We start from the raw sequence: 26,256 nt of genomic DNA, 5'->3' as shown, positions 1-26,256 counted from the left end.
TAAAGCGTCTTTGTGCGCCCGGACGGACGCACCACGCTCCGATGGTGATCGCCCTTCAATAGCATCCGATCGCGGGCAATGCGCGAGCCCTCTCGCGAAACCCACAAGAGAGCTGAGGTCAGGACTGGATCGGCACGGCTACTTCTTCTTGTCGAAGCTGTCGCGGATTTCCTCGATCGATTCATGGATGCGGCTGCGCAGGATATCGACGGATTCCGTGCCCGACTTGCGTACGATGGAGGCTACCTCGCCGGCATTCTTGACGGCAGCCTCGAATGAGCGCTTGGCGAAGTCGGCCTGCCTGGAAATCAGCTCCTGCGGGTTGCCTGGCGCCCGAAGCCCCTGGGCGGCCTCGGTGATCTCATGCAAGGCTTCCTGCAGCATCTCGCGCTGCTTCGCCACCAGCGACGAGGCTCCGGAGGCCGTCGCCTTGACCGATTGTTCCAGCGCTTCGAGATTCTTGCGGTGATGGCCGATGATCGTGTCGACATCGACCGCGGGCATCTTCAGGTCGCGCCCGAATTTCGAAAACATGTCCATGAAGGATTCCGGTTCCGGCTTCTTCGCCATGGCTCGCTCCCGTTTGGCTCCGGGCGTCCCCCGGAGGTCGCCAGGTCAGCATAGACGAGCAAGGCGGCCGGTCAATTCGCAAGTACCAGCAACTCGAGTGAATACAGCGCGAGGCCGGCAAGACCACCGATCAGCATGCCGTTGAAGCGGATATATTGCAGGTCGCGGCCGATGTTGATCTCGATCAGCCGGGTCAGCTGGCCGAGATCCCAGCGCTTGACCTGTTCGGAGATGAAACCGGAAACACCGCTTTTCTGGCTTTCGACGAACGAGGCGAGTGCCACGACGAAACCGGCATTCATGTCGGCGCGGATATCGGGGTCGCGCGCCAGGTTCTGGCCGACTTCGACGAACAGGCTGGTCAGGTGCCTTCGCGTCATCGAATTGGGCGACGCGACATCCTGCTCGATGAAGCCGCGCATGCTTTTCCAGACATCCTGCGCCAGCCCGCGCAATTCCGGTCGGGCGAGGAAGTTGCGCTTCAGCTGCTCGGCCCGCCTGGCATAGTCAGGCGAATGGCGAAGCTGGTCGATGAAACCGTGGACGAACTGGTCGAACTCGCCGCGCAGCGGATGGTCGGGATCGCCCCTGACATCTTCAAGCAGCGTCGCTGCCGACGCCACGATCCGCTTGAGCAGATAGGCATCGGCCCGGAACAGATTGAACACCGACGGCAGCTCTTCCCTGATCTTCTCGCGCAGCACGGCCAGAGCCTGCTCGTCGCTGAGGAAATTGCCGATGATCTTGGTGAACTCGTCGAGCAGGCGCTGGTGGCGGCGGTCTTCGGTGAAGGCTGTCAACAGCTCCGCCACCAGCGGTGCGACCTCGACCTTGCCGATGCGCTCCAACATACGCCGCGTCGCGAAATCCCGCAGGCCCGAGCCTTCGATCGCCTGCAGCATCTGCGGCACCAGCCGGCCGACAAAAACCGACAGCCCCTCCGCTCTTTGGCGGTCCGACAGCCAATCGGCGACGAGCGCTGCGAAATCCACTTCCTTGAGCTTCTGCCGCACCGGCTCCGGCGCCAGGAAGTTGGATTCGATGAAACGGCCGAGATTGTCGGCGATCCGGTTTTGATTGGATGGAATGATTGCCGTATGCGGGATCGGCAGGCCGAGCGGCCGCTGGAACAGCGCCACCACGGCATACCAGTCGGCGAGGCCGCCGATCGTCGCCGCCTCGGCAAAGGCGGCGACAAAACCGAGCCACGGCCAGCGCCCCTGCAGCGACTTGGCGAGGGTAAAGATGGCAACGCAGACAACCAGTGCGCCGGTTGCGATGAACTTTGTCCGCCGCAGGGCGGACAGTTTTGCCGCCTCGTCGGCACTCAAGGCGCGCAAGGCCGTGGGCATGGCGTCGCCGTTTGCTGCAACCATTCCAGGTCCGTCCTTGCTCATATTCTACCCTCGCATGCGGCGGCGGGTCGACGCGACAAACATGTCTCATGCCGGTCAGATATCGAGACGGCGCGCCCGATTACAACCCTTCCGGCAAATCAGATGTCCTTCTCTTGAATAAACAGAGCACGCGGTTTATTATTAACCAATGCGCCCGATCCCGATTGCCCGACGCACCAACGCCATACGCCTCAAGGCCAGGCTGGTAGCTTTCGCCCGGCGTCATCCGTGGCTCCACGCGTCACGCCACGTGATACTGGCCACGACAGAAGTGCTGGCCGGCATGTTGGGCGTCGGTGCGATTTTCGCCTTGCTGATCCCGAACATCGACTGGTCGTGGATCCCCTGGCCAAGCCTCGACCTGTCGTGGATGCGCGGCTTCTGGCCGGAGTGGCTGACTTTGCGCAGGCTTTGGCCCTCATGGCTGCATGTCGATCTGCCGGACTGGCTTAAGCCCGTGCTTGCCTGCATGAAGTGGGTCGTCCCGATTATGGCAGCGATTGTCGTAAGCTTCACTGAAATCAAGCGCCGGCGCCGCCGCAAGACCTCACGCCAGTGGCAGTCGCAGGATGAATGAGCCGATGAACAAAAGCATCCGCATCTCGCTCACGGGAGCTGCCCATGCGCACGGTTGACCCCGCAAAGCACGAGGCGAAGCGCCGCCATATCCTTGCCGCAGCCGCCGAGTGCTTCGCCACCAAGGGGTTTGAAAGCACGCGCACTGCCGACATCTGCGCTTCGGCAGGCATGAGTTCGGGCAACCTGTTTCACTACTTCCCCTCCAAGCAGGCGATCTTCTTGGCGATCTTCGAACAGGACGGGCGCGACAATGCCGCCCTGTTCGAGCAGGCAGCGACCGCCCACGATGCGCTCGAGGCGCTTTTGGGTTTCGCCGAATTCATGGTCGCGCAGACAGATTACCCGCATCTGGCAGGACTGATGCTCGAGGTGATCGCCAACGCAAAACGCGACGCGGAGTTCGCCGCCCTGCTCGACCGCAACGACCGCGCAAACCGCGACGGCGTGACGATGCTACTGAGACGGGCAGCTGAGGCCGGCCAGATCGACCCGACGCTCGATCCAGTGGCGACCGCCAACTGGATCATGGTGCTGATCGAGGGGGCATTCGTGCGCTCCTCGGCCGACGCCGGCTTCCAGCCCTACAGAGAAAAAGCCAGCTTGCGGCGCATCATCATCCGCTTCCTGGCACCTGGAGCCGACACCGCGAGCTGACTGGGAGCCGACCAGGGATCGGCGACACAGGCTGAACAATGATGGAGATTGAATATGGCGAACGAAACCGTTCCGGCCAACAGGACAACTGCATCTGGACGCCGGCAGATCATCAAGGGCGGCGCAGCGATCACCGCCGGCCTGGCGCTGGTTTCTGTCGGCCTGAGCCGGGCCAAGGCGACCGGGACTTCAAGAGCTACGGCACCAGACAGCCGCAAGCCTTTGAGCCTATGCGGCATAGTCTACGACACTGGCACCAACTACTGGCCGGGCCAGCTGTCGCGGCAGATCTGGAACCGGGCAGTGGTGCAGGAGGAAATGCGCGTCATTCGCGCCCAGCTTCTCTGCAACGCGATCAGTATTTCTGGCACCAACATCCAGCGGCTCGAACAGGCTGCGACGGCAGCTTTCGGCCAGGGGCTTCAGGTATGGATGCAGCCGCGGCTGTTCGACGCCAGCAGGCAGGACATGCTGACCTATCTCGGCGAGATCGCAACGATGGCCGAGACACTTGGGCAGCGCCACGGAAAACTCGTCCTCAATGTCGGCTGCGAGCTTTCAATGTTCACCCAAGGCTTCGTCGAGGGCGGCAACTTCCAGGAGCGCATGGCGACGCTGCAAGCCTCTCCGGTTCCGCTGTTTCCTGACATCAACAAGGCGCTCGGCGAGCACCTGGCTCAGGCAAGTGAGATTGCCCGCAAGCACTTCAAGGGTGAGATCACCTACAAGCCCGATCCCCTGGGAGGACGTCGACTGGAAGCTGTTCGACATCGTATCGGCCAACTACTACCGCGACGCCGACAACCGCTCGACCTATGTGGAGGGCCTGCGCGAGCTGCGGCGCCACGGCAAGCCGGTGGTCATCACCGAATTCGGCTGCAGCACCTTCGAAGGGGCCGAACAGCGTGGCGGAATGGGTTTCGACATCATCGACTTTGAGCAGGACCCGCCACGGATCAAGGACGGTCATGTCAGGAGCGAGCAAACGCAGGCAACCGAGATAGGCAACCTGCTGCGCCTCTATAAGGAAGAAGAGATCGACGGGGCCTTCGTCTACCAATTCCTGTCGGAGGGTGAAGTGCATTCGCCCGATGCGCGCTACGACCTCGACATGGCCAGCCACGCCATCGTCAAATGTCACGGCATCGATCTCGCCAGAGGCAAGATCCGCTGGGAGCCAAAGCTGGCCTTCCACGACATCGCAAGGATTTATGGGCAGTCGTGAGCAGATCTTCTGACCCGCTCGGATGCAGTCAGGTAAGTGACGCTGCTCACCGAGACATGTGTCAGGCAGCAATGGCCTTGCCGGCACCGCGCCTGCCGAGAACGGCGGACGCGCGCCAATCGGCATCAAGGCCTGCCGCGCCGTCGAGTTCGATGATGCCGTTGGTTTCGCCCTGCTGGAAGCTGAGCTTGGCATCGAAACGCCGGGCCAGGGCCTTCATGGCGCTGTTGTTGGCGTGCGTCGTCACCTGCAGCCTGAGGTAGCCGAGCCCCCTCGCCTGGGCAACGAGGCGCTGGAACAACCGTCCGCCGATGCCCCGGTTCTGGATCTTGTGCTCGACACTGAAGGCAATTTCGGCCGTCGGCTCGCTCTCTTCGGCGCGTTCGTGCAGCTCGGCGGCGGCAAGTACCTTGTCGCCCTCGACATAGCCGATGACCGTCGCCCCCTCGCGGAAGCTGCGCTCGGCATAGGCTTGGAGAAAGCCGTCATGGGTCAGGCCGTTGAAGCGGTCGCGCCGGCTCTGGTCGTCAAGTCTCAGCAGATGTTCGGCAAAGCGGGGCAGATCGGACGGCCGCAACTGACGGATGACGCCCGTCAATGGCCTTTGTGTGCGTATGATCTGTTCCATGTCGCAGTCCTCATGGGTTCCTCCCTGAGTCTCCAACTCCCGACATCGCTAATATTGTGCAGCGCAGCATCAAAATCAACCGTTTTGACCTTTACGTAAATGCAAGGCTGCTATGCGCCACAAATATGACTATCTCCGTCATATATAATTTGAAACCCTGTCTGGAATTGTTCTAAGGTATGGGCCATATTAGCCGGACTCGCGGACTCAACGCAGAGCAAGGAACACGCAATGCGCCTCACACGCCAGACCAACTACGCCATGCGCATCCTGATGTATTGCGCGGCCAATGAAGGACGGCTGAGCCGCGTTCCTGAAATCGCCGCTGCCTATACGGTGTCGGAACTGTTCCTGTTCAAAATCCTGCAGCCGCTGGTCGAAGCCAAGCTGGTCGAGACGGTGCGTGGCCGCAACGGCGGCGTGCGCCTTGCCAAGCCGGCCGACCAGATCTCGCTCTTCGACGTCGTCCGCGTCACCGAAGAGAGCTTCGCCATGGCCGAGTGCTTCGAGAACGATGCCGCCGAGTGCCCGCTTGTCGACAGCTGCGGCCTGAATTCCGCCCTGCGCGAAGCGCTCAACGCCTTCTTCGAAGTGCTGGCGCGCTACACCATCGCCGATCTGGTCGCTGCACGTCCCAACATGCGCGACCTGCTCGGGCTGCACTTCCCCGAGCCCAGCGCCCTGGCCAGCTGACACGCCCTGGCCAAGTGCAAAGGCTTCAGGCCACGGCCGATTGCGGCAGCACGAACGGGATATCCCCCTGAGGCAGCGCACCGACGCGCAGCCGGCAGCCGAACACCTTTTCGATCAGACCATCGGTGAGCACGACCTGCGGGGCACCCGCGGCCGCAAGCTTGCCGCGATGCATGACGCAGATCTGGTCGGCATACATCGCCGTCAGATTGAGGTCGTGCAGGATCGCGACAACGCCGCCGCCGCGCCGCGCGAAATCGCGGGCGATGTTCATGATGATCAGCTGGTGCTTGATGTCGAGGCTCGACACCGGCTCGTCGAGGAACAGATAGCGCGGCTGCCCGTCCAGCACCGGCGCCCACACCTGGCACAAGACGCGGGCAAGCTGCACGCGCTGCTGTTCGCCGCCTGAAAGCTCCTGATAGAAGCGTCCGGCAAAGCCTTCGAGATCGACCCGGGCCAGCGCCCGCTCCGGCAGCCGGTCGTCCTCGCCCGCCAATGCGCCTGAGCGGCCGCCCGTCACGCCAAGCTTGACGATCTCGCGCACCGTGAAGGGAAATGACAGCGCCGTCGACTGCGGCAGCACCGCACGGATGCTTGCCGCTTCCCATGGCTTCAGCTTCACTGCGTCGCGCCCATTGAGCGATACCTGGCCCGAATAGGCCAGTTCGCCCGTCAGCGCTCTCAGGAAGGTCGTCTTGCCGGAACCATTGGGTCCGACGATCGCTGCCAGTTCACCCGGACGTACGGTGAAATCCACATCGCTGACGATGCGCGTGCTGCCGATCGACACCGAAACCTGGCGTGCTTCGATCATGAGTACCTCACAGTTCGCCGCATCAAAGATCGACGACGCCGCGCTTGCGCAGCAATATCCACAGGAAGAACGGGCCACCGACGGCGGCGGTGACGATGCCGATCGGCAACTCGGCGGGTGCTACGATGGTGCGGCTCACCGCGTCCGCCAGCAACAGCAGGCATGCGCCCAGAAGCGCCGACGCCGGCAAGAGGTAGCGGTTGTCGGGTCCGATCGCCAGGCGCAGCAGATGCGGCACGACGATGCCGACAAAGCCGATGCCGCCGCTGACCGCCACCGATGCGCCGATCGCCGCCGAAACTGCAACGATCGCCACGTATTTCAGCCGCTGGACCGGAACGCCGAGATGGCTTGCCGTCGCCTCGCCCAAGGCAAGTGCATTCAGCCCCTTGGCCATGAAAGGCGTCGTCGCCAGGGCCAGGACGATGATCGGGCCGGCACCCGCGATCTTCAGCCAGGTCGCGCCGGCCAGCGAGCCGAGCTGCCAGAATGTCAGGTCGCGCAATTGCCTGTCGTCGGCGATGTAGACCAGCACCCCGGTCAGGGCCATGGCCATCGCGCCCAGCGCGATGCCGGCCAAAAGCATGGTGGCGATCGAGGTGCGCCCCTGCCGCGTGGCGACATTGTAGAGGATGATGGTGGTGAGCAGGCCACCGCCAAATGCCGCGAATGGCAGCGCGTAGCTGCCGAGCAGCGCCGTGAACGGTGCAAGCACGGTCGCGCCCAGCACGATCACCGAGACGGCGCCAAGGCCCGCGCCTGCCGATACACCGACCAGGCCGGGATCGGCCAGCGGATTGCGGAACAGGCCCTGCATGACCGCGCCCGATATGGCAAGCGCTGCGCCCACCAGCATGCCCAGCACGATGCGCGGCAGGCGAATGTCGTAGACGATGACGCTGTCGCGCATCGACAACGCCTCATTGCCCGGCGTCGCGCCGAACAGCCAGCTGCGAACGAGCCCAAGCGCCGAGGCGTCGGATGCGCCCCATGTCAGGCTGAACAGCGCCGTTGCGGCCAGCGCCAGGGCAAGCAGGCCGATGACCAGCAAAGCACGAGCGGAGCGGTCGCCGTCGACACGGCGACCTCTCTCCTGCACGCCGGCGCCGCCGGCGATCGTTTCATCCACCACTGTCCTGGCCTTACTTCTTGACGGCGTCGCCATAGAGCGCAACGGCGAGGTCCTTGATCGCAGCTGCCGTGCGCGGGCCGAAGCCGAGCAGATAGGCGCCGTCCATGCGGATAACTCGCCTGGCCTGACCGGCCGGCGTCGAGGCGATAGCTGGATGGGCGAACAGCTCGTCGTCGGGGACTGCGGTGCCGCCGCCACGATCCATCATCAGGATCACATCGGGCCTGGCGGTGATCGCCGCCTCGTCGGTGAGCTGCTTGTAGCCAGGGTAGCCTTCGACCGCATTGACGGCACCGGCCAGCGCGATGATGCCGTCGGCAGCGGTATGGTTGCCGGACGCCAGGATTTTGCCGCCCTGCATGCTGAGGATGAACAGCACGCGTTTGCGCTCGCCTTGCGCAATGTTCTTGGTCAGCGCCTCGGCTTCCGACAGCTGCTTGCCGACGTCGGCGGCGAGCGCCTCGGCCTTGGCGTCGGCGCCGAGCGCTTTGCCGACGACACGGATCTTCTGGAGGATGCCGTCGTGGCTGAAGCCTTCAGGCACCTGGATGTAGGGAACGCTCGCCTTCTTGAGGACGTCGATCGCTTCCTTCGGCCCACTGCCTTCGAGCGCCAGGATGCCGGTCGGATTGACCGACAAGACGCCTTCTGGCGACAGCGCCCTCATGTAGCCGACGTCGGGCAGCTTGAAGACTGCTTCCGGATAGACGCTGGTCGAGTCGCGGGCAACCAGTGCCTTCTCTTCGCCGAGCGCATAGACGATCTCGGTGATCGAACCGCCGACGGAGGCGACGCGGGCGCGGTCAGGGAAAACAGTGGCGCCCTCGACCGCCAAGGCGGCGGTCCCGGTTGCCAGAAGCAACGACAGGCCTAGTGCGGCTGAGCGAAGCAGCCGTTGGGGTGTCGACATCATCATGCTCCTCAGGCCGCGTTCTGCTGCGCAACAGGCAGCGCTTCGACCAGCTCGCGCCAATCCCCGCGCTCGTCGTGGCCTTCCTTACGCTTGCCGAAGAACTGGATGATCATCTCGCCATTGGCGTCATAGGCCTCGACCGAGGTGACATGGCCATCCTTGGTCGGCTTGCGAACCGCCCAGAGTTCCTGGACGTGATCGGTTCGGAGATGCAGGTGGAACGTCTCGTCCATCACGTTGAGCCACGGGCCCATCGGCTTGATGTTCTGCACCGAGCCGGAATGGATCTGGATGCAGCCATGGTTGCCGACGAAGCACATGATCAGCTGGCCGCTTGCCGCAGCCTTGTCGAAGACGGCCGGCAGCGCGCCATGTTCCAGCTTCCAGGCATAGTCCTGGCCGACCATGCGCATGGCCTGCTGGCGGCCGAGCTTGAGCGACTTCAGCATGCCGAAGAACTCATGCGTGTCGGTCAGCTTGCTCCAGCGGTCGCGCAACTCCTCAACACCGGTCGACGTCTCCTCGTCCGGCGACTTCACCACTGAAGGAACCGTCACGATCGACGGGTCTTGATTGTCGCTGATCAAGGTTTCGACCAGCTTCTGATATGCGTAGAGGTTAGAAGCCGGACGCAGGTGGATCTTGTGCACCGCCGTGCCGGCGGCGTCGAAGAACTGCAGGCTGCGGCGGATGTCGTCGCCGTCGCGCTTTTCGACGGCGAAGCCGTGAACCCAGGCCCTCGGAAAGATCCTGAGGTCGATCTGTTCACCGAGCACCATTGCGGCCTGGGTGCCGGGCACGACCTTGTCGTAGATGCCGATCTTTTCATGGACCGCGCTTTCGTTGCGGGTCAGGGCCATGACCTCGCCGACGGCCTCGATGCCGGCGAGCAGATCATTGACGCGCGGTTCGATGCGAACGACACCCTCGCCGCAATGCGCGGCCACCAGCTCAGCCTCGGAAATGCCGAGCTGGCTGGCGAGATCGCGCTCGCGCATCTTGGGGTTGTCAGTTCGCGCCCGCCTGATTTCGTGTGGGTTGGGCCTTACGCGCTGGTCCATTTGAAAACACCTACTTGTTGAGAATGAGCTTGCCCTGACGGGTAATCTTCAGGCGGTAGAGAGCGCCGCCATGGTCGATGCCGATCTCGAAATCACCGAGAAACAGCGACTCGCTGGTCAATGTTCTGACAGCGAGGGAACCGGCGATCGGACGCGCCGCAACCTGGCCTTCAGGCCGGCGGTATCCGTGCCGGAATTGGCCAGAACGGAAATGGTTCGGATTGTGCGAATTCATCTCATTCCACTCCTTCATCCGTCCGCCGCGCCGGAAAAGCCCGGACGAGGCCCTCATGCTTGAATCTATTAGTTGACTCGAACATTCATGTTTATTAGTCAATGCAATACCGGAGTGATCAAGTCAAGATTTAAGACGCAGCCGGCGAGCGAAAAATTGCTAGCGAGCGAAAAGCAAGCCAGCACGAGACATTTTTGGAGTGGGACATGGGGCTAGTTGGTCGGAATAAGGCCGCTCTGCTGGGCGGAGCGGCAATGGCGGTGTTCGTGGGCGCGCATGCGGCTCACGCGCAGGAAGCCAAAACCACTGAGCAGGACAGGAAGCCGCGAGTCACAGTCCTGCAACGTCTCGTCGTCAGCGCCGGCGTCGCCAAGGTCGCCATCGATACGCCGCAGGCGGTGACCGTCGTGGAGCAGGAAGATATTGACCGCCTTCAGCCCGAGACGATCGGCGAAATCATCCGGGCGACGCCCGGCGTCAACGTGACGGGCTCCGACAGACTGCTTGGCCAGAGCTTCAACATCCGCGGCATCGGCGCGCCGGAAAACACCGGCGACGGCGGCCGCATCATCGTCAACGTCGATGGCGCGCAGAAGTTCTACGAGCAATATCGCCTGGGATCGTTCTTCTCGGACCCGGAACTCTACAAGCGCGTCGCAGTGCTCCGCGGGCCGGCCTCCTCGACGCTCTACGGTTCGGGCGCCCTCGGCGGCGTCATCAATTTCGAGACCAAGGATGCCTCCGATTTCATCGCCGAGGGACAGACCGGTGCCCTGCGCCTGAAGAGCTCTTGGAACAGTAACGGCAATGGCTACCTGGTGAATTCCGTGCTTGCCCAGCGGCTTGGCGACAACGCCGAGTTCCTTTTGACCGGCAACTACCGCGCTTCCGACCCTTACGAATCCGGCAACGGCAAGGAAGTCATCGGCACCAATTTCAAGGCCTGGTCCGGGCTCGCCAAGGGCACGTTCAATGTCGGCGACGAGGGCAAGCTTCGGCTTTCCTACCAGCAGTGGGATTCCGAGCTCGAAGATCAGCAGCTGTCGCAGACGAGCGGCGATGCGGGCTTCGGCCTGGTCGACCGCCACGTCGTCGACCGCACTGCTGCCGTGTCCTATGAAAATCCGTTCGCCGATAACGACGTGCTCGACCTGAAGGTGTCGGCGTCCTACTCCAACACCACCAACAAACAGCGCAATGCCAGCCTGCGGTCGTTTTGCAGCGCCGGCACGTTCGCGGTGGTCTGCGACTCGAACTATGGCTACGAGACCTGGCAGTTCAATGCCCAGAACACGATGGACTGGACTGGCGACGACTGGGCCAACCACCTGACCATCGGTTCCCAGTCGAGCTACCAGACCCGCAAGGCCGAGGCGTTCTTCAACAACGGCAACCTGTTTCCAGTCACCTTCCACCCGGAAGGCACCGACGTAAAAACCGGCGTCTTCGTCCAGAACGAGTTCATCTGGGACGAGCGGTTGACGATCACGCCCGGCATGCGCCTTGACTGGCACAAGCTGACGCCAGATGGCGCGCTGAACGCCCCTTCCAGCGACGACACGGCCTTCTCGCCGAAGATTGCAGCCCTTTACAAGTTCAACGATAGCGTATCGGTCTTCGGATCCATCGCGCACACGGAACGTTTTCCGACCATCGACGAGGTCTTTTCAACAACCAGTTCCTCTTCGCAGTTCAAACCAAGCCTCAGCCTGAAGAAGGAACAGTCGAACAACTTCGAAGCAGGCTTCGCCCTCTCCGGCTATGATCTGGTTCAGGACGGCGACGCGGCCCAGTTGAAGTTCACGGGCTTTTATAACGACATAACGAACCTGATTGCGCTGAACAGCGAGCTTGTCCCGGGCTTCAATCCCACGCGCGAAGGCTATGTCAACCTGAACAAGGCGAACATCTACGGCTTCGAAATCGAAACTGCCTACGATTCCGACTACGTTTTTGCCAACGCCGCATATTCATTCGTCGTCGGCAAGGACAAGTCGACCAACAGCTATCTGACCACAATCGCGCCGCACGAACTTGCACTGACTCTTGGCGGCAAGCTGTCGGACTACGATCTCAAGTTCGGCTGGAAGGCCCGCTTCGCCGCCGCTCCGCAGGATGCAAGCAGGCGGTCTTCGGCCCCCGTCGTGATCCCGCCAAGCACACGTCCGTCGTCGCGTTATGCGCAGGCCTTCGACGTCCACGACATCTTCGTCACCTGGAAGCCGCAGGACGGCCAGCTCGCCGGCTGGGAAGCCAATTTCGGCGTCGATAACATCTTCAACAAGCAGTACAAGGAGTTCCTGATGAACGACGATGCCAAGGGCCGGACGTTCAAGGTCTCCCTGTCCAAGCAGTTCGGGTGGTAATCGTGCGCTTTGGCGTGAACGCGTTGTCACCCCTGGTCACGGCAGCACTGCTTGCCGCCACGGCCATGGCGGGCGCCCAGAGCGCCCCGTCGGCCCCGGCACTTGTGCTCGAGCTCAACGCAGCCCAACCCTCCGACAAGGGCTGCCGCTTCACCTTCGTCGTCACCAACAATCTCGGCGCCGCGCTGTCCAAGGCGGCGTTCGAGATTGTGCTGTTCAACGAGGCGGGCGTCGCCGACAGGCTGACGGTGCTCGATTTCAAGGACCTGCCGGCCGGCAAGACCAAGGTCACGCGCTTCGACCTGTCGGGCACCGACTGCACCAAGGTCAGTCGTGTCCTGATCAACCAGGCCACCGATTGCACCGGCGGCGGGATCGACGCGACGGCCTGCCTCAAGGCGCTGCGGACCGAAACCAGATCCGGCATCGCCTTCGGCATCTGAGACCAGCCTTGCCCAGACTCCTGTCCCCCGGCGCGCGGCGCATCGAAAGGCATAAACGCATGTTCGGACTGAACAAATTCGATCAGATGGTGAAACGCCAGGGCGACGGCCTGCTGCCCGAGATGCGCGAGCTGTTCGACCGCCTGGCAGCGATAAGGACGAGCGAAAACGTGACCGACCTTGCCAGCTACCGTGCGCAGTCGACGACCCAGGCTGGCCCGAATCCAAGAGCCGCCGGTGACGGTACCGGCGCCAATGTTGTGTCGCTACGCAGCGCTCAAAGGACTACAACAGCGCAACGCAAGGCCCGTTGAAAGGAAGACAATGTACATCGCAATGAACCGCTTCAAGGTGCAGAACGGCTCCGAGACCGCCTTTGAAGACGTCTGGAAGAACCGCGACTCATCGCTGAACGAAATGAAGGGTTTTCGCGAATTCCACCTGCTGCGCGGCCCGGTGAACGAAGCCGAAGGCTATACGCTCTACGCGTCGCACACGATCTGGGCGAGCCAGGACGACTTCGTCGCCTGGACCAAGTCGGAAAACTTCCGCAACGCCCACAAGAACGCCGGTTCGTCCAAGGCATCCTATGTCGGCCATCCGCAGTTCGAGGGCTTCTCGGTCGTCGAAGGCGCCTGACGATTGACCGACCTCGCCCGCAGCATTCCGGTCTTGCCCTCGCCTGACATCGGCGAGAGCCGCGATTTCTATCGCGACAGGCTTGGTTTCGAGGGCATCGGTCCCGAAATGGACGACTATCTGATCGTGCGGCGCGGCGAGATCGAGATCCATTTCGGGAGGTCGGACGACCGCAAACTGCCGGTGGTGACATCCTGCCACATCAGGGGTGGCGAGGTTCCCGCCCTTCACGCCGAGTTTTCGGCGCGCGGCGTGGAACGACTCAGCCCGTTCACCGTGCGGCCATGGAACATGAAGGAATTCTACGTCCACGACCCGCATCGCAATCTGCTGCGCTTCGGCTGCGCGCAGGAAGAAAGTTGAAAGGGGCAGGCCCACGCCTGCCCCTTTCGTATTGTGCGAGCGTGATCCTGCTCGGCTTTAGGCCGAGGCCAGCAGGCTAGCGTTGCCGCCGGCGGCCGTGGTGTCGACGCAGACAGCGCGTTCATGTGCGTAAGCCGCCGGATAGATCACCTCGCTGATCAGCGGAACGATCGGCCCCTTGCGCTCGGCGATGACCTTGCGGACGATGCGCATGCTCTCTTCCGTGCCCGAATAAGCCACGACATCGACGGCCAATGCGCGCGCTTCCACCGGGTCGGGGCGACCGTCGATCGCGGCGATCGGCAGATCCTTGCCCATCAGGGCATGGACGGCGGCCGGCGCACCGGGCGCAACGGCCAGGACCGCATTGCCGGCGGCCAGCGCCTGGATCGCCTGGGCAAGCAGGGTCTCGGCGTCAGGGCCAAGGCACAGAACGCGCCCGCGCGGGTTGAGCGACAGCGTGTTCGCCTCGCCCGTCGGTCCGGGCAGGTCGACCTGGCCGAAGTCGATGCTCGCCGCTGCCGCGATGGCCGCGGCACCCTTGCCGCGCAGATGCTTGCGCAGCATGGCGATGCGATCGGTCCGCGTCGCCCACTCCCCGGCATCGACGAGATTGTCGACCAGCTCGGTCGCCGTGACCTTGCGGCCTTCCGGCAGCACTGCGCCCGCCTCGGGCGACTTGCGGAAACGACGGAGATAGTGCGGTCCGCCGGCCTTGGGCCCGGTGCCCGACAGCCCCTCGCCGCCAAAAGGCTGCGAGCCGACGACGGCGCCGATCTGGTTGCGGTTGACATAGATGTTGCCGGCGTGGATGCCGTCGACCATGTGCTGGACGCGGCCCTCGATGCGGGTGTGCAGGCCGAAGGTCAGGCCGTAACCCTTGCGGTTGATCGCCGAAATGATGTCGTCGATCTCATCGGCCTCGAAGGTCGCGACATGCAGCACCGGTCCGAAGACCTCGCGCTCCATCTCCTCGATGCCTTTGACCTTGAAGACATGCGGCGCGACGAAGCGGCCATCGGCCGGCGCGTCGAGCTTGGCGATCAGCTTGCCCTTGGCTTCCATCGCAGCGCAATAGTCGCGGATCGAGCTCTGCGCTTCCTCGTCGATAACCGGGCCGACGTCGGTCGACAACTGCCACGGATCGCCGATGGTCAAGGCATCCATCGCGCCCTTCAGCATCTCGACCATCTTCTTTTCGACGTCGGTCTGGACGTAGAGCACGCGCAAGGCCGAGCAGCGCTGGCCAGCACTCTGGAACGACGAGGCCAGCACGTCGCGGATCGCCTGCTCGGGCAATGCGGTGGAATCGACGACCATCGCGTTGAGGCCGCCGGTCTCGGCGATCAGCATCGCGTCGGGCGCCGCCGTCTCGGCCAGCTGCTTTTCGATCAGCTTGGCAACGTCCGTCGAGCCGGTGAAGCAGACACCGGCGATGCGCGGATCGGCCGTCAGCGGTGCGCCGACGGTCGGGCCGTCGCCCGGCAGGAGCTGGATCACGTCTTCCGGCACGCCGGCCTCGCGCATCAGGGCCACCGCACGCGCGGCAATCAGCGGCGTCTGCTCGGCCGGCTTGGCAATGACCGAATTGCCGGTGACCAGGGCCGCCGCGATCTGGCCGGTGAAGATGGCGAGCGGGAAATTCCACGGCGAAATGCAGACGATGGCACCGCGCGCCTCGGTGCCGGCCTCGGTCTTCTCAGCCTCGGCAGCGTAGTAGCGCAGGAAGTCGACCGCCTCGCGCACCTCGGCGACGCCGTCCGACAGCGACTTGCCGGCCTCGCGTGTGGCGAGCGCAAAGAACTCGGCGGCATTGGCCTCGTAGAGATCGGCTGTGCGGCGCAGGATGGCGGCGCGTTCGGCAACGGGCTTCTTCGCCCAGGCCGGCTGTGCTTCGATGGCAAAACGCACTGCCGTCGGCACCTGCTTGGCCGCAGCCTCGGTCACCGTGCCGACGATGTCGGCGGGCTTGGCCGGATTGGTCACCTTGCGCGACGCGCCGTAGCCGGCGGCGCGGGTAACCGGCTTGGCGCTCCAGCGGTCCGGCCCCCTGAATTCCGCCTTGGCCTTGTCGAGCGCTGCCAGCGTCACCGGGTCGGTGATGTCCCAGCCCTTGGCGTTGACGCGGCCAGCGCCGAAGATCGCCGAAGGCGTCGGGATCGACGGATTGGATGCCGTCCCTTGCGTCTCCACCGTGTCGAGCGGGTCGCGGGCGATGTCCTCGGGGGCGACGTCCTCGTCGGTCAGTTGGTGGACGAAGGACGAGTTGGCACCGTTCTCCAGCAGGCGGCGGACCAGATAGGCAAGCAGGTCGGAATGCGCACCGACCGGCGCATAGATGCGGCAGCGCGTGCCCTCTGCCTTGCGCACCGTCTCGTGCAGCGCCTCGCCCATGCCGTGCAGGCGCTGGAACTCGAATGAGGTGCGGTCCGTGGCCATCGACAGGATGGCGGCGACGGTGTGGGCGTTGTGGGTGGCGAATTGCGGGTAGATGCGGTCCGTCATCGACAACAGCTTGCGGGCGCAGGCCATGTAGGAGACGTCGGTGTTGGCCTTGCGGGTGAACACCGGATAGCCCGGCAAACCCATCGTCTGGGCGCGCTTGATCTCGGTGTCCCAATAGGCGCCCTTGACCAGGCGCACCATGATGTTGCGGTCGAGCTTGTTGGCGAGCGCATAGAGCCAGTCGATGACAAAGGCCGTGCGCGGGCCGTAGGCCTGGACGACGACGCCGAAACCATTCCAGCCTTCGAGCTGCGGACTGGCCAGCACGCCCGCAATGACGTCGAGCGACAGGTCGAGCCGGTCAGCTTCCTCGGCATCGATGTTGAGGCCCATGCGCGCATGCTTGGCGGCGAGGCACAGCGACAGCAGGCGCTCGGTCATGACAGGCAGCATCTCGTCCTTGTGCGAGACCTCGTAGCGCGGATGCAGCGCCGACAGCTTGACCGAAATGCCGTGATTGTAGCGGATGTCGGGGCCGTTGGTGCCATTGTCGAGCGACGAGATCGCCTCGGCATAAGCGCGGTGGTACCGCAGCGCGTCGGTCTCGGTGCGGGCGGCCTCGCCCAGCATGTCGAAAGAATAGAGATAGCCCTTCTGGATCATCGAGCGGCCGCGCTTGACGGCCTCGGTGATGGTGCGGCCGAGGACGAATTGTTCGCCCATCTCGCGCATGGCAGCCGCGACCGCGGTGCGGATCACCGGCTCGCCGAGGCGGCGGACCATGGAGCGCAAGGTGCGCTCGATCGAACCCTCGCCTTCGTCGAGCACGCGACCGGTCAGCATCAGCGCCCATGTCGACGCATTGACGAAGATCGAGCTAGAACCGCCCGAATGCGACGACCAGTCATGCGGCGCGATCTTGTCCTTGATCAGGTCGTCCATCGTCTCGGTGTCGGGCACGCGCAGCAGCGCCTCGGCCAGACACATCAACGCCACGCCTTCCTTGGTCGACAAGCCGTAGGCAGAGAGGAAAACCTCCATCAGCCTGGGATCGGTCGAGCCGCGCACGGCACGCACGAGATCGGCGGCACGGGCCGAGATCGCCTTGCGGTCGTCCTGGGAAAGGTTGGCGAGAGCTGCCAGCCGCTTCACAGCGGCGGCTTCGTCGGGGAGATAGTTGGCGCGGATTTCCTGGCGGATGGCGTCGAGCGCGGGCATGGCGATCCTGTAGAGCTGTTGCGGCTGCGCCGGGCGAACCATCGCTCCCGGCATTTGGTCGAAAACTACCACATCGTCGTGAAACCAGCCGGTCCAAACAATTCGACTCTGCAGACCAAAACGCCTAGTGTTGGCGCAATTCATTCGCCAAACGAGCCGCTACTTTCATGCCTGAAGACCAATTGGACCGCATCGACCGCAACATCATGTTCGCCCTTTCGCGCGACGGCCGCTTGTCGATGGCAGAGCTTGCCACAAAAGTGGGACTTTCCAAGACCCCCGTACAGGCGCGCGTCAAGCGGCTGGAGAAAGAGGGCTTCATCCGGGGCTACCAGGCGGTCATCGACAGCGAACGCATGGGCGAAGGCCACGTCGCATTTGTCCAGGTCAAGCTGTCCGACACCCGCTCGGCTGCCCTCGACGATTTTAACCGCGCCGTGCATGCGGTGCGCGAGATCGAGCAGTGCCACATGATGGCGGCAAGCTTCGACTATCTGCTCAAGGTGCGAACTCGCGACATCGCTGCCTACAGGCGCGTGCTCGGCGAGCGCATATCGGCCCTGCCCCATGTCGCCCAGACATCGACCTTCGTTGCCATGGAAACGGTCAAGGACCGCTGACTAGTCACTGAGCGTCTTCAGGAACGCCACGAGTGCCGCCCGCTCCCCCTCGGACAGCGCCACGGCATGTATCTCGCTCTCGCCTTCTACCGATTTCGGCGCTGTCGCGTAGTGGTTCACGACCTGCTCCAAAGTGGCGAACTGCCCCGCATGCATATAGGGCGGACGCCCGGCGACATTGCGCAGCGATGGGGTCTTGTAGGCGCGGACGAGCTCGGGCGAACTCTTCTGCATGAAGCGCAGCTCACCGCAGGCCTCCTCGCCGCCGTCGCGAAATTTTCCCACGCAATTGAACGGATCGGCCAGAACCTCGTCGACAACTGCGATGCGTCCACGATCGGCGGGCAATCCGGCGACCGGCGGCACAGCGGTGTTGTGGAAGTGATTGTCGGTGAAACGTGGCCCGGTATGGCAGGTCGAGCAATTGGCCTTGCCGATGAAAAGCCTGAGGCCTTGCCCTTCCTCGGCCGACAGAGCGTCTTCCGCGGACGGCGCCCGTCCCTGCGCCACGGCATCGGCGAAGCGGTCGAAGCGGGTCTTGCCGTGGACCAGCGAGCGCTCGAAGGCAGCGATGGCCTTGCCGATGTCGGAAAAGATGCGGTCGACACCCTCGCGCTGCGCATCGCTCATCCCGGCCCAGGCGGCCTTCTCCGCCGGCGTGCCGAACGGCCCGGCACTGGCCGGCAATGTCGACAGGTCGGGCAGAGGCCGGAAAATGCGTTCGTAGCGCTCGCCGAAGCGGCGCTTGAGATAATGCGCATAGGCGGTGCGCGTGCCGGCATGCTCGAGCACATTTTCCAGCGGCACCAGCGCCTGTGACCACAGGCTGTCGCGCCGGCCGTCCCAGAAAAAGAACGGATCGCGCGCCACGCCGGCCAGCGGCATGGTCCTTCGATTTGTCTCGCCGACTCCGACACCGCGCGGCAGGTCGTCCTGGAACTGTCTGTCGATCTTGTGGCAGGTGCCGCAGGCGACATTGCCGTCGCGGCTCATGCCGGTGTCGAAGAACAGCGTTGCACCAAGTGCTGCAGCCCCGGGATCGTCGGCGAAGCTGTTGGTCGGATCCGACGCCAGGGGGGCAAGTGCCGACAGCGACATCGATACGATGGTGCGCTTTTCGGCGTCGGTGAAATCGGCTTCGCTGCAGCCTGCCAGCGCTGCCGTTATCGTCGCAGCGGCGATCAGATTGGTGAGCAGGCCGCCCGCCATCGCCTCACAGCACCAGGTTGAATGTGGCTTCGTCGGTGCCGGCAGGCGCGCTGACGCCAAGTTTCAGCTGCCACCAGCCGGGCATGGAAAACTTCATCCCTTCGATGCGGTAGCGGCCATCGCCGAGATAGGCCGTCGCTTCAGGGCTCGTCGGCAGGCCATGCGCATGCTCGGGCATGCCGCCGCCGACGCTGATCGCAGCCCCCTCCACCGGCGCCCCTTGCCGCGTCTTCACCGTCACCACCCACGCATGCAGCTCGCCTTGCCTGGGCTCACCGGCCTCTGGCGCGATGGACAATGCATAGAGGCCCTTGGCCGAATTCTTGGAACGCGCGAGGTCGGGCCCCGGCGCCGCAGGCGCTGTCAGGAAAACGACCGAAAGAAAGCCGATGGCCAGCGCCACCAGCCCGAACGCCCCGACGACCATGCGCCACGCTGAAGTCATTCCTGTTCCTCCCGCCTGCCGACAACGTTTTTCCGACAGCGCGCTTTCCCGGCGACATCAGATTAGCGGCACCGCAAGATGGCCCGTTCTCGAGCACTTGGCCATTCCAAACGCGACACCGAAACAGAACCAGCCGAACATAACGATTGCAGCACGTTATGCCGATTTCCGGATTCTTCCTGTCAAAGATCCAAGAGAAAACGCGCGCGCCCTTCGGAGCGCGCGTTCGATCATTCCAGCGGCCAGATGGATCCGGAGCCCCTTAGAGGCCCAGCCCGCCGATGCAGACATATTTGGTGTCGAGATAGTCCTCGATGCCCTGATGCCCGCCTTCGCGGCCGAGGCCGGACTCCTTGACGCCGCCGAACGGCGCTTCCGGCGTGGTGATAAGGCCTTCATTGACCCCGACCATGCCGTATTTCAGCCCTTCCATGACCCGGAAGGCACGACCGAGATCGCCGGTGTAGAAGTAGCTGGCGAGGCCGAACTCGGTGTCATTGGCGAGCGCAATCGCCTCCTCTTCGGTCTCGAATTTGAAGACCGGAGCGACCGGGCCGAAGATCTCGTCCTTCATGAACAGCATGGCAGGCGTCGCGCCCGAAATGACCGTCGGCTCGAAGAACGAGCCGCCGAGCGCGTGGCGCTTGCCGCCGGCAACCACCTTGCCGCCCTTGGCGGTGGCGTCGGCGATGAATTCCTCGACCTTTTCGACGGCCTTTTCGTCGATCAGCGGGCCCTGCTGCACGCCGGCGTCGAGACCCGAGCCGACCTTGAGCTTGCTGGACGCCTCGGCCAGCTTGGCCACGAACCTGTCGTAGATGCCGGCCTGCACGAAGAAGCGGTTGGTGCAGACACAGGTCTGGCCGGAATTGCGGAATTTTGCGGTGATCGCGCCTTCGACGGCACGATCGATGTCGGCGTCATCGAAGACCAGGAACGGCGCGTTGCCGCCCAGTTCCATCGAAACCTTCTTCACCGTCGAGGCCGACTTGGCGATCAGCATCTTGCCGACTTCGGTCGAGCCGGTGAATGTGATCTTCTTGACCAGCGGGTTGGCGCAGATTTCGTCGCCGATCTCGCCGGCCGACCCCGTCAGGACGTTGACCACGCCCTTGGGGAAGCCGACTTCCTCGCACAGCGCACCCCAGGCCAGGCCCGAATAGGGCGTCTGCGACGCCGGCTTGACCACGGCGGTGCAGCCCGCGGCAAGGGCCGGTCCAAGCTTGCGCGACAGCATAGAGGACGGGAAATTCCACGGCGTGATGGCAGCAATGACGCCCACCGGTTCCTTCGTGACGAGGACACGGCGATCCGCCCAAGGCGATGGCACGACGTCGCCATAGGTGCGGCGCGCCTCTTCGGCAAACCACAGCACATAGGCGGCCGACGAGCCGATCTCGCCCTTGGCTTCGGTCAGCGACTTGCCCTGCTCGATGGTGAGCAGTTCGGCCAGCGCGTCCTGATTGTCCATGATGGCGTCGTGCAGCTTGCGCAGCAGCTTCGAGCGCTCGAGCGCCGAGGTCTTGCGGAAGGTCTTGAACGCCTCGTTGGCCGCTTCGATGGCGCGACGCGTCTCGGCCGCACCCGAACGCGGCACGGTGCCGATCTTGAGACCCGTCGCCGGATTGGTGACGTCGATGGTCTTGCCGGAATCGGCCTGGACCCATTCGCCGTTGATGAGATTGGCCTGCCGCATGAAATGACTGGTTTTCTGAAGCATGGCTTCACCTCCTGAAATGGCGTCCGTTGCGACGCAGGCTACTCTGAAAATCGTCGAAAAGCGCGCGTCCGGGATAGCTGACGGCCCGATGCGCCAGGCAGTTTAGTAGCGTGCCGCCGGGTCGGCGATCAACCGCATTATGGCACAGATGCGTTGGTCCAGCCTAACCGCATACCCGGCTGCCCTTCTACCCGAACACCGCCCATCTACCCGAAGACCATCGTCGCAATCGTCAGCCAGAATGCGGTCGTGACCACGGCACAGGCGGTGGCGATCGTCATCTGGTTGGAGGCCAGGGCCTGGCCGGTGCCGAACTGCGTGGCGATGAGATAGGAATTGACGCCCGAAGGCAGGCTGGCTGCCGCCACGGCCACCTTCGCCGACAAGGGCGGCAGACCGAACAGCCAGGCAAACAGCAACGCTACGGCCGGCATCAGCATCAGCTTGAGCACCGACAGCGCCAATGCCGGCTTGATGTTGCCCGAAATGCCGAACTTCTTGAGCCCGAGCCCCATCGCAAACAATGCGACCGGCCCGGCGATGTTGGCAAGCGCGTCGACAAAGCGGGTGGCAAGGCCCGGCAATGGCACCCCGGTCGCCCGCCAGGCAAGCCCGGCCACGATGCCGACGATCAGCGGATTGGTCAGGATCTTGCGCAGGAAATCACGAATGATCACAACAGGATGCATCGGCTCGCTGCGTCGTGGCCCGAATATTTCGAACAGGATGATCGACGCCATCATCATGGTCGGCAGGTGCACCGAGACGATCAGCGACAGGATCTCGAACCCCTCCTGGCCGAAGACGCCGAGCATGAAGGGAATGCCGAGCAGCACGAGATTGGAAAAGGCCGAGGACACGCCGCCGACCACGCCGGCCTGCCCGTCGCGGCCGAACATGCGCGTCGTCACCAGATGTCCCGCTGTCCAGGCGACCGTAACCGCAATGAAATAGGTCGCCCATAGCAACCAGGGCGCCGAACCGTGGAAATCGGCGCCAATCATGGTCCTAAACAGCAAGAGCGGCAGCGCCACGCCGATGGCGAACTCGGAAAGCGCGTCCCCGGTTTCGCTGCGCAGATAGCCGCTGGCACCCGCGAGATAGCCCAGCGCCACCAGGCCGAAGACGAAGAGCACGGTTTCTACGAGAGGTGACATCGGCACTCGGCAAATGGGAATCGGCTTATCCGAGCATTGCCCCGCGGTCACGTTCGATCAAGGCACGACACGAGTTCAGCAGTCGGCGCACGGTATTTGGCGTCACCTTGCCTTTCAATCCACTTTGGCCTCCCTATATCCGCATCGCCTGTTCGGGATCACTCATGCTCAGATTCATCATTGCGATCATGCTGTTGCTCGGCGCCCTGCCCGCCCAGGCCACGGAAGCCGGCTGGGCGCTGCTGCGAAATGGCGGCCATGTCGTGCTGCTGCGCAACGCCATGACAACCGGCACGGTCGAGCCGCCCAATTTCGACATCGAGAAATGCGCCTCCCAGCTCAACCTGTCCGACCGCGGCCGCCAGCAGGCGCGCAAGATCGGCGCGCTGTTCGACGCCCGCGCCGCGCCGGTCGAGCGCATCCTGGCCAGCCGCTATTGCCGGACGCTGGAAACCGCCCGCCTCGCCTTCGACGACCGCAAGGTCGAGCCGACTGCGGCCCTCGACAAGCCGACGGATGCCACCCGCGAGGCCGACGTCGCCGCCGTGCTGGACATCATCCGCAACTATTCCGGCTCCGACAACATCGTGCTCGTTACCCATCTCGAGAACATCCAGGCATTGACCGGTGCGGCCGCACGCGAAGGCGAAGCGCTGATCGTCGGCCTGCAAGGAGAAAAGCTGCATGTGCTTGGCCGCATCGTCTTCTAGAGCTTCAGGCGGCCTGCCTTCCCTTGCGTTCGGGGCCGGACGCCTTAACGAAAGCGCAGGATTTGGCCTTTTCCTGTCCGGAAAAACCGATTAGACAGCCCCTCAAAACTATGCGCGTAGAATCTGTCCCGGGTTCATGATCGCCCTCACCAAAGGAAAAACCGTGTCCACGACCTTCGACAAAGTCGCCAAGATCATTGCCGAGACCAGCGAGATCGACATCGACACCATCACGCCCGAGAGCCACACCATCGACGACCTGGGCATCGACAGCCTCGACTTCCTCGACATTGTCTTTGCGATCGACAAGGAATTCGGCATCAAGGTGCCGCTCGAGAAGTGGACGCAGGAAGTCAACGATGGCAAGGCTTCGACCGACGAGTACTTCGTCATGAAGAACCTCTGCGCCAAGATCGACGCGCTCGTCGCTGCGAAGAACGCCTGAGCACGCTGAAGCCGCCCATGGCCAATCGCAACGTCGTCATCACAGGCATCGGCCTCGTCTCCTCGCTCGGAGAAGGCGGTGCAGCCCACTGGGACAAGCTGACAAAAGCGGGCACCGCCCCGGTGATCGACGCCGAGCGCTTCCAGCCCTATGCCATCCATCCGCTTCCCGAGATCGACTGGGGCCTGCAGATCGCCAAGCGCGGCGACCAGCGCCAGATGGAAACCTGGCAGCGGCTTGGCACCTATACGGCCGGCATGGCGCTGGATGATGCCGGCATCAAGGGCAATGACGAACTCAGCGCGACCATGGACATGGTGGTGGCTGCAGGTGGCGGCGAACGCGACGAAGTGGTCGACGCCGGCGTGCTTGCAGCATCCGAAAATCGCACCGACCGCGATGTGCTGATCAATGAGAAGCTGACGACGGAACTCCGCCCGACGCTGTTTCTGGCCCAGCTTTCCAACCTGCTCGCCGGCAACATCTCGATCGTCCACAAGGTCACCGGCTCTTCGCGCACCTTCATGGGCGAGGAAGGTGCCGGCGTTTCGGCGATCGAGACGGCAGCGGCCCGCATCCGCTCGGGCCAGTCGACGCATGTGCTGGTCGGCGGCGCCTTCCAGACCGAACATTCCGACATGCTGCTTGGCTACGAACTGGCCGGTTATCTCCATCGCGGCCCGTGGAAGCCGGTATGGCAGCGCCAGGGCTCGGAAGGCGGCGGCGTCATCACCGGCTCCGGCGGCGCGTTCCTGGTGCTTGAATCGCGCGATCATGCCGAAGCACGCGGCCAGAAGATCTATGCCGAGCTCGGCCCGGTCCTTTCCGGTCGCAGCAGGCGTCGGAATGGTGGCCTCGCTGAGAACATTGCCGAACTGTTGGCCAAAGCCGAGTTGCCGGAGGGCGACCTGCTCGCGATTTCGGGTGCATCGGGCGCACATGCCGCAACGGCTGCCGAAAAATCGGCACTCGACGGCAATCCGGCGATTGCGGCACGCGCCCTTTCGTCGCTGACCGGCCACATGAAGGAAGCACAGTTTCCGTTCGCGGTGGCGCTTGCCGCCCTGGCCGTCGACCGTGGCGCCGGCTATCCGGCGTTCGAGGTGGGCGAAAGAGATTTCTCCGGCCAGCCACGCAATGTTCTCGCAACGGCGATCGGCTATCACCAGTTTGAAGGCATGGCGCTCGTCTCCGCGCCGCGCTGAAGGGTGTCAGGACAAAACATGGCCAATCTGAAGGATCACCTCGGCAGACCCGTCGTCGCCGTCACCGGCATCGGCGTCGTCACCTCGCTTGGCGTCGGCAAGGCCGACAACTGGGCCGCGCTGACCGCTGGCAAGTCGGGTATTCATCCGATCACCCGCTTCCCCACCGATCTGCTCAACACCCAGATTTCCGGCATGGTCGACTTCCTGCCGTCGAGCACCAAGGGTGCCAGCGCGCTGACTTATGAGCTGGCCGAGACGGCCGCACTCGAAGCCGTCGAGGAGGCCGGTTTTGCCGGCGCCGACTTCGACGGGCCGCTGTTCCTCGCCTCGCCGCCGGTCGAGCTCGACTGGCGAGACCGCTTCACGCTCTATGCCGGCGACGATGAAGGCTCGGCCTCCGAGCGCCTGCTCAAGGTGGCGCGCAGCCAGAACTCGCTCGACATGTTCGACACCTCTCAATTCGGCTCGATCGCCGATCGCCTCGCCGACCGGTTCGGCACGCGCGGCCTGCCGATCACCACCTCGACCGCCTGTGCATCGGGTGCCACCGCCATCCAGCTCGGCGTCGAGGCCATTCGTCGCGGCGAATGCGACCGCGCATTGTCGGTCGGCGCGGACGGTTCGGCGACGGCCGAAGCGCTGATCCGCTTCTCGCTGCTGTCGGCGCTGTCGACCAACAACGACGTGCCGGAAAAGGCCTCCAAGCCTTTCTCCAAGGACCGCGACGGCTTCGTGCTGGCCGAAGGTTCGGCAGCCCTGGTGCTCGAATCGCTGGAAAGCGCGCTTGCTCGTGGTGCCGAGGTGCTCGGCATCCTCAGGGGCTGCGGCGAAAAGGCCGACGACTTCCACCGCACTCGCTCCAAGCCCGACGGCTCGCCGGCGATCGCCGCGGTCAAAGCGGCCCTTGCCGATGCCGGCCTCGCCGAAGACGAGATCGACTACGTCAATGCGCATGGCACCTCGACGCCCGAGAACGACAAGATGGAGCATCTGTCGCTGTCGACGGTGTTCGGCGAGCGCATCCGCAAGATTCCGGTGTCGTCGAACAAGTCGATGATCGGCCACACGCTGTCGGCAGCAGGCGCCATCGAGGCCGCCTTCTCGCTGATGACCATGCGTGAAGGCGTCATTCCGCCGACCATCAACTACGACAATCCCGACCCGTCGATCGAGCTCGACGTGGTGCCGAATGTGAAGCGGAAGGCCGAGGTTCGCACCGTGCTTTCCAACTCCTTCGGCTTCGGCGGTCAGAACACCTGCCTTGTCATGGCGCGGGAACCGGTCTAAGCGACCGCCTACACGAAATCAGGTACTGCGACGCCGCGCGCGCATCGAATTCGATGCGCTGCGCCGCAGCGACAAGG

28 protein-coding genes are annotated in these 26,256 nt (G+C 63.7%); 15 read left to right on the top strand and 13 right to left on the bottom strand.

The window, feature by feature from the left end; genetic code table 11:
- Positions 1-138 precede the first annotated feature (138 nt).
- Positions 139-570 (bottom strand): phasin family protein, encoded by a 432-nt coding sequence (locus tag HNQ95_RS03620; RefSeq protein ID WP_067961147.1) that lies wholly within the window; start codon positions 568-570, stop codon positions 139-141.
- A gap of 71 nt (positions 571-641) precedes the next feature.
- Positions 642-1,946, bottom strand: coding sequence for a DUF445 domain-containing protein (locus tag HNQ95_RS03615; protein WP_376769243.1), 1,305 nt, complete (start codon positions 1,944-1,946; stop codon positions 642-644).
- A gap of 169 nt (positions 1,947-2,115) precedes the next feature.
- On the opposite strand from HNQ95_RS03615, the gene HNQ95_RS03610 reads away from it, so the two are divergent.
- The 4 genes from HNQ95_RS03610 to HNQ95_RS33365 are packed head-to-tail and all read left to right on the top strand — an operon-like array spanning position 2,116 to position 4,425.
- A complete protein-coding gene (locus tag HNQ95_RS03610) occupies positions 2,116-2,544 on the top strand; it encodes a hypothetical protein (RefSeq protein WP_067961144.1) in 429 nt (142 codons plus the stop codon).
- A 44-nt stretch (positions 2,545-2,588) separates the two neighbouring features.
- Entirely contained in the window at positions 2,589-3,200 is a 612-nt protein-coding gene (locus HNQ95_RS03605) for a TetR/AcrR family transcriptional regulator (RefSeq protein ID WP_067961142.1), read from the top strand.
- Between the two features lie 54 nt (positions 3,201-3,254).
- Positions 3,255-4,139 carry a plant Invertase/pectin methylesterase inhibitor family protein gene (locus HNQ95_RS33370; protein ID WP_210289143.1) on the top strand — a complete coding sequence of 295 codons (885 nt, stop codon included), beginning with the start codon at positions 3,255-3,257 and terminating at the stop codon, positions 4,137-4,139.
- On the top strand, positions 4,114-4,425 hold the full coding sequence (locus tag HNQ95_RS33365) for a hypothetical protein (protein WP_210289142.1): 312 nt from the start codon (positions 4,114-4,116) through the stop codon (positions 4,423-4,425). The genes HNQ95_RS33370 and HNQ95_RS33365 overlap by 26 nt, the downstream gene beginning before the upstream one ends.
- Before the next feature lie 61 nt (positions 4,426-4,486).
- Here HNQ95_RS33365 and HNQ95_RS03590 read toward each other — a convergent pair whose 3' ends face one another.
- The gene (locus tag HNQ95_RS03590) at positions 4,487-5,053 is read right to left on the bottom strand and encodes a GNAT family N-acetyltransferase (protein ID WP_067961137.1); all 567 of its coding nucleotides are present in this window, start codon (positions 5,051-5,053) and stop codon (positions 4,487-4,489) included.
- Between the two features lie 231 nt (positions 5,054-5,284).
- On the opposite strand from HNQ95_RS03590, the gene rirA reads away from it, so the two are divergent.
- Positions 5,285-5,746 carry an iron-responsive transcriptional regulator RirA gene (gene rirA / locus HNQ95_RS03585; protein WP_067961133.1) on the top strand — a complete coding sequence of 154 codons (462 nt, stop codon included), beginning with the start codon at positions 5,285-5,287 and terminating at the stop codon, positions 5,744-5,746.
- A gap of 25 nt (positions 5,747-5,771) precedes the next feature.
- Here rirA and HNQ95_RS03580 read toward each other — a convergent pair whose 3' ends face one another.
- Genes HNQ95_RS03580 through hemP form a run of 5 tightly spaced genes read right to left on the bottom strand, consistent with a single transcriptional unit; the run spans position 5,772 to position 9,904 of the window.
- Positions 5,772-6,563, bottom strand: coding sequence for a heme ABC transporter ATP-binding protein (locus HNQ95_RS03580; protein ID WP_067961130.1), 792 nt, complete (start codon positions 6,561-6,563; stop codon positions 5,772-5,774).
- Positions 6,564-6,585: 22 nt separating this feature from the next.
- Entirely contained in the window at positions 6,586-7,695 is a 1,110-nt protein-coding gene (locus HNQ95_RS03575; RefSeq protein ID WP_182573383.1) for a FecCD family ABC transporter permease, read from the bottom strand.
- A 10-nt stretch (positions 7,696-7,705) separates the two neighbouring features.
- Positions 7,706-8,608, bottom strand: a complete 903-nt coding sequence (locus HNQ95_RS03570) for a heme/hemin ABC transporter substrate-binding protein (RefSeq protein ID WP_376769242.1) — start codon at positions 8,606-8,608, stop codon at positions 7,706-7,708.
- Positions 8,609-8,616: 8 nt separating this feature from the next.
- Positions 8,617-9,669: a hemin-degrading factor gene (locus tag HNQ95_RS03565; protein WP_182573385.1), complete on the bottom strand. Its 1,053-nt coding sequence runs from the start codon at positions 9,667-9,669 to the stop codon at positions 8,617-8,619.
- A 10-nt stretch (positions 9,670-9,679) separates the two neighbouring features.
- On the bottom strand, positions 9,680-9,904 hold the full coding sequence (hemP, locus tag HNQ95_RS03560) for a hemin uptake protein HemP (RefSeq protein ID WP_067966393.1): 225 nt from the start codon (positions 9,902-9,904) through the stop codon (positions 9,680-9,682).
- 254 nt (positions 9,905-10,158) lie between these two features.
- Between hemP and HNQ95_RS03555 the strand changes: the two genes are divergently transcribed.
- The 5 genes from HNQ95_RS03555 to HNQ95_RS03535 all read left to right on the top strand — a co-directional run bounded on the left by HNQ95_RS03555 (position 10,159) and on the right by HNQ95_RS03535 (position 13,715).
- Positions 10,159-12,270, top strand: coding sequence for a TonB-dependent receptor domain-containing protein (locus HNQ95_RS03555; RefSeq protein WP_210283702.1), 2,112 nt, complete (start codon positions 10,159-10,161; stop codon positions 12,268-12,270).
- Between the two features lie 65 nt (positions 12,271-12,335).
- Complete coding sequence (locus HNQ95_RS03550; RefSeq protein WP_182573521.1) at positions 12,336-12,713, top strand: hypothetical protein; 378 nt, start codon at positions 12,336-12,338, stop codon at positions 12,711-12,713.
- Positions 12,714-12,772: 59 nt separating this feature from the next.
- Complete coding sequence (locus HNQ95_RS03545; protein WP_154383944.1) at positions 12,773-13,027, top strand: hypothetical protein; 255 nt, start codon at positions 12,773-12,775, stop codon at positions 13,025-13,027.
- 10 nt (positions 13,028-13,037) lie between these two features.
- Positions 13,038-13,352 carry a heme-degrading protein HmuQ gene (hmuQ, locus tag HNQ95_RS03540; RefSeq protein ID WP_067961110.1) on the top strand — a complete coding sequence of 105 codons (315 nt, stop codon included), beginning with the start codon at positions 13,038-13,040 and terminating at the stop codon, positions 13,350-13,352.
- A 3-nt stretch (positions 13,353-13,355) separates the two neighbouring features.
- Positions 13,356-13,715 carry a bleomycin resistance protein gene (locus HNQ95_RS03535; RefSeq protein WP_182573387.1) on the top strand — a complete coding sequence of 120 codons (360 nt, stop codon included), beginning with the start codon at positions 13,356-13,358 and terminating at the stop codon, positions 13,713-13,715.
- A gap of 57 nt (positions 13,716-13,772) precedes the next feature.
- On the opposite strand, the gene putA is transcribed toward HNQ95_RS03535, so the two are convergent.
- Positions 13,773-17,378 carry a bifunctional proline dehydrogenase/L-glutamate gamma-semialdehyde dehydrogenase PutA gene (gene putA / locus HNQ95_RS03530; protein WP_182573522.1) on the bottom strand — a complete coding sequence of 1,202 codons (3,606 nt, stop codon included), beginning with the start codon at positions 17,376-17,378 and terminating at the stop codon, positions 13,773-13,775.
- 167 nt (positions 17,379-17,545) lie between these two features.
- On the opposite strand from putA, the gene HNQ95_RS03525 reads away from it, so the two are divergent.
- Positions 17,546-17,998, top strand: coding sequence for an Lrp/AsnC ligand binding domain-containing protein (locus HNQ95_RS03525; protein WP_067961104.1), 453 nt, complete (start codon positions 17,546-17,548; stop codon positions 17,996-17,998).
- Here HNQ95_RS03525 and HNQ95_RS03520 read toward each other — a convergent pair whose 3' ends face one another.
- The 4 genes from HNQ95_RS03520 to HNQ95_RS03505 form a co-directional block, all read right to left on the bottom strand.
- Positions 17,999-19,207 (bottom strand): cytochrome-c peroxidase, encoded by a 1,209-nt coding sequence (locus tag HNQ95_RS03520; RefSeq protein WP_182573388.1) that lies wholly within the window; start codon positions 19,205-19,207, stop codon positions 17,999-18,001. It lies immediately after the preceding gene.
- A 4-nt stretch (positions 19,208-19,211) separates the two neighbouring features.
- Positions 19,212-19,652: a FixH family protein gene (locus HNQ95_RS03515; RefSeq protein ID WP_182573389.1), complete on the bottom strand. Its 441-nt coding sequence runs from the start codon at positions 19,650-19,652 to the stop codon at positions 19,212-19,214.
- 262 nt (positions 19,653-19,914) lie between these two features.
- On the bottom strand, positions 19,915-21,372 hold the full coding sequence (locus HNQ95_RS03510) for an NAD-dependent succinate-semialdehyde dehydrogenase (protein ID WP_154383941.1): 1,458 nt from the start codon (positions 21,370-21,372) through the stop codon (positions 19,915-19,917).
- A gap of 206 nt (positions 21,373-21,578) precedes the next feature.
- Entirely contained in the window at positions 21,579-22,529 is a 951-nt protein-coding gene (locus HNQ95_RS03505; protein WP_154383940.1) for an AEC family transporter, read from the bottom strand.
- Positions 22,530-22,693: 164 nt separating this feature from the next.
- Here HNQ95_RS03505 and HNQ95_RS03500 point away from each other — a divergent pair, with 164 nt between their 5' ends.
- The 4 genes from HNQ95_RS03500 to HNQ95_RS03485 all read left to right on the top strand — a co-directional run bounded on the left by HNQ95_RS03500 (position 22,694) and on the right by HNQ95_RS03485 (position 26,179).
- Complete coding sequence (locus HNQ95_RS03500; protein WP_154383939.1) at positions 22,694-23,239, top strand: histidine phosphatase family protein; 546 nt, start codon at positions 22,694-22,696, stop codon at positions 23,237-23,239.
- A 136-nt stretch (positions 23,240-23,375) separates the two neighbouring features.
- Positions 23,376-23,684 carry an acyl carrier protein gene (locus HNQ95_RS03495; protein WP_154383938.1) on the top strand — a complete coding sequence of 103 codons (309 nt, stop codon included), beginning with the start codon at positions 23,376-23,378 and terminating at the stop codon, positions 23,682-23,684.
- 17 nt (positions 23,685-23,701) lie between these two features.
- On the top strand, positions 23,702-24,889 hold the full coding sequence (locus HNQ95_RS03490; protein ID WP_182573390.1) for a beta-ketoacyl-ACP synthase: 1,188 nt from the start codon (positions 23,702-23,704) through the stop codon (positions 24,887-24,889).
- An 18-nt stretch (positions 24,890-24,907) separates the two neighbouring features.
- Positions 24,908-26,179 (top strand): beta-ketoacyl-ACP synthase, encoded by a 1,272-nt coding sequence (locus HNQ95_RS03485; protein WP_154383936.1) that lies wholly within the window; start codon positions 24,908-24,910, stop codon positions 26,177-26,179.
- The last annotated feature ends 77 nt before the right edge of the window (positions 26,180-26,256 follow it).

It is taken from the genome of Aminobacter ciceronei (assembly GCF_014138625.1).
In the GTDB taxonomy this organism is placed as follows: domain Bacteria; phylum Pseudomonadota; class Alphaproteobacteria; order Rhizobiales; family Rhizobiaceae; genus Aminobacter; species Aminobacter ciceronei.
The sequence above is the reverse complement of the archived record's forward strand: the minus strand, read 5'-3'. Positions and strand labels throughout refer to the sequence as shown.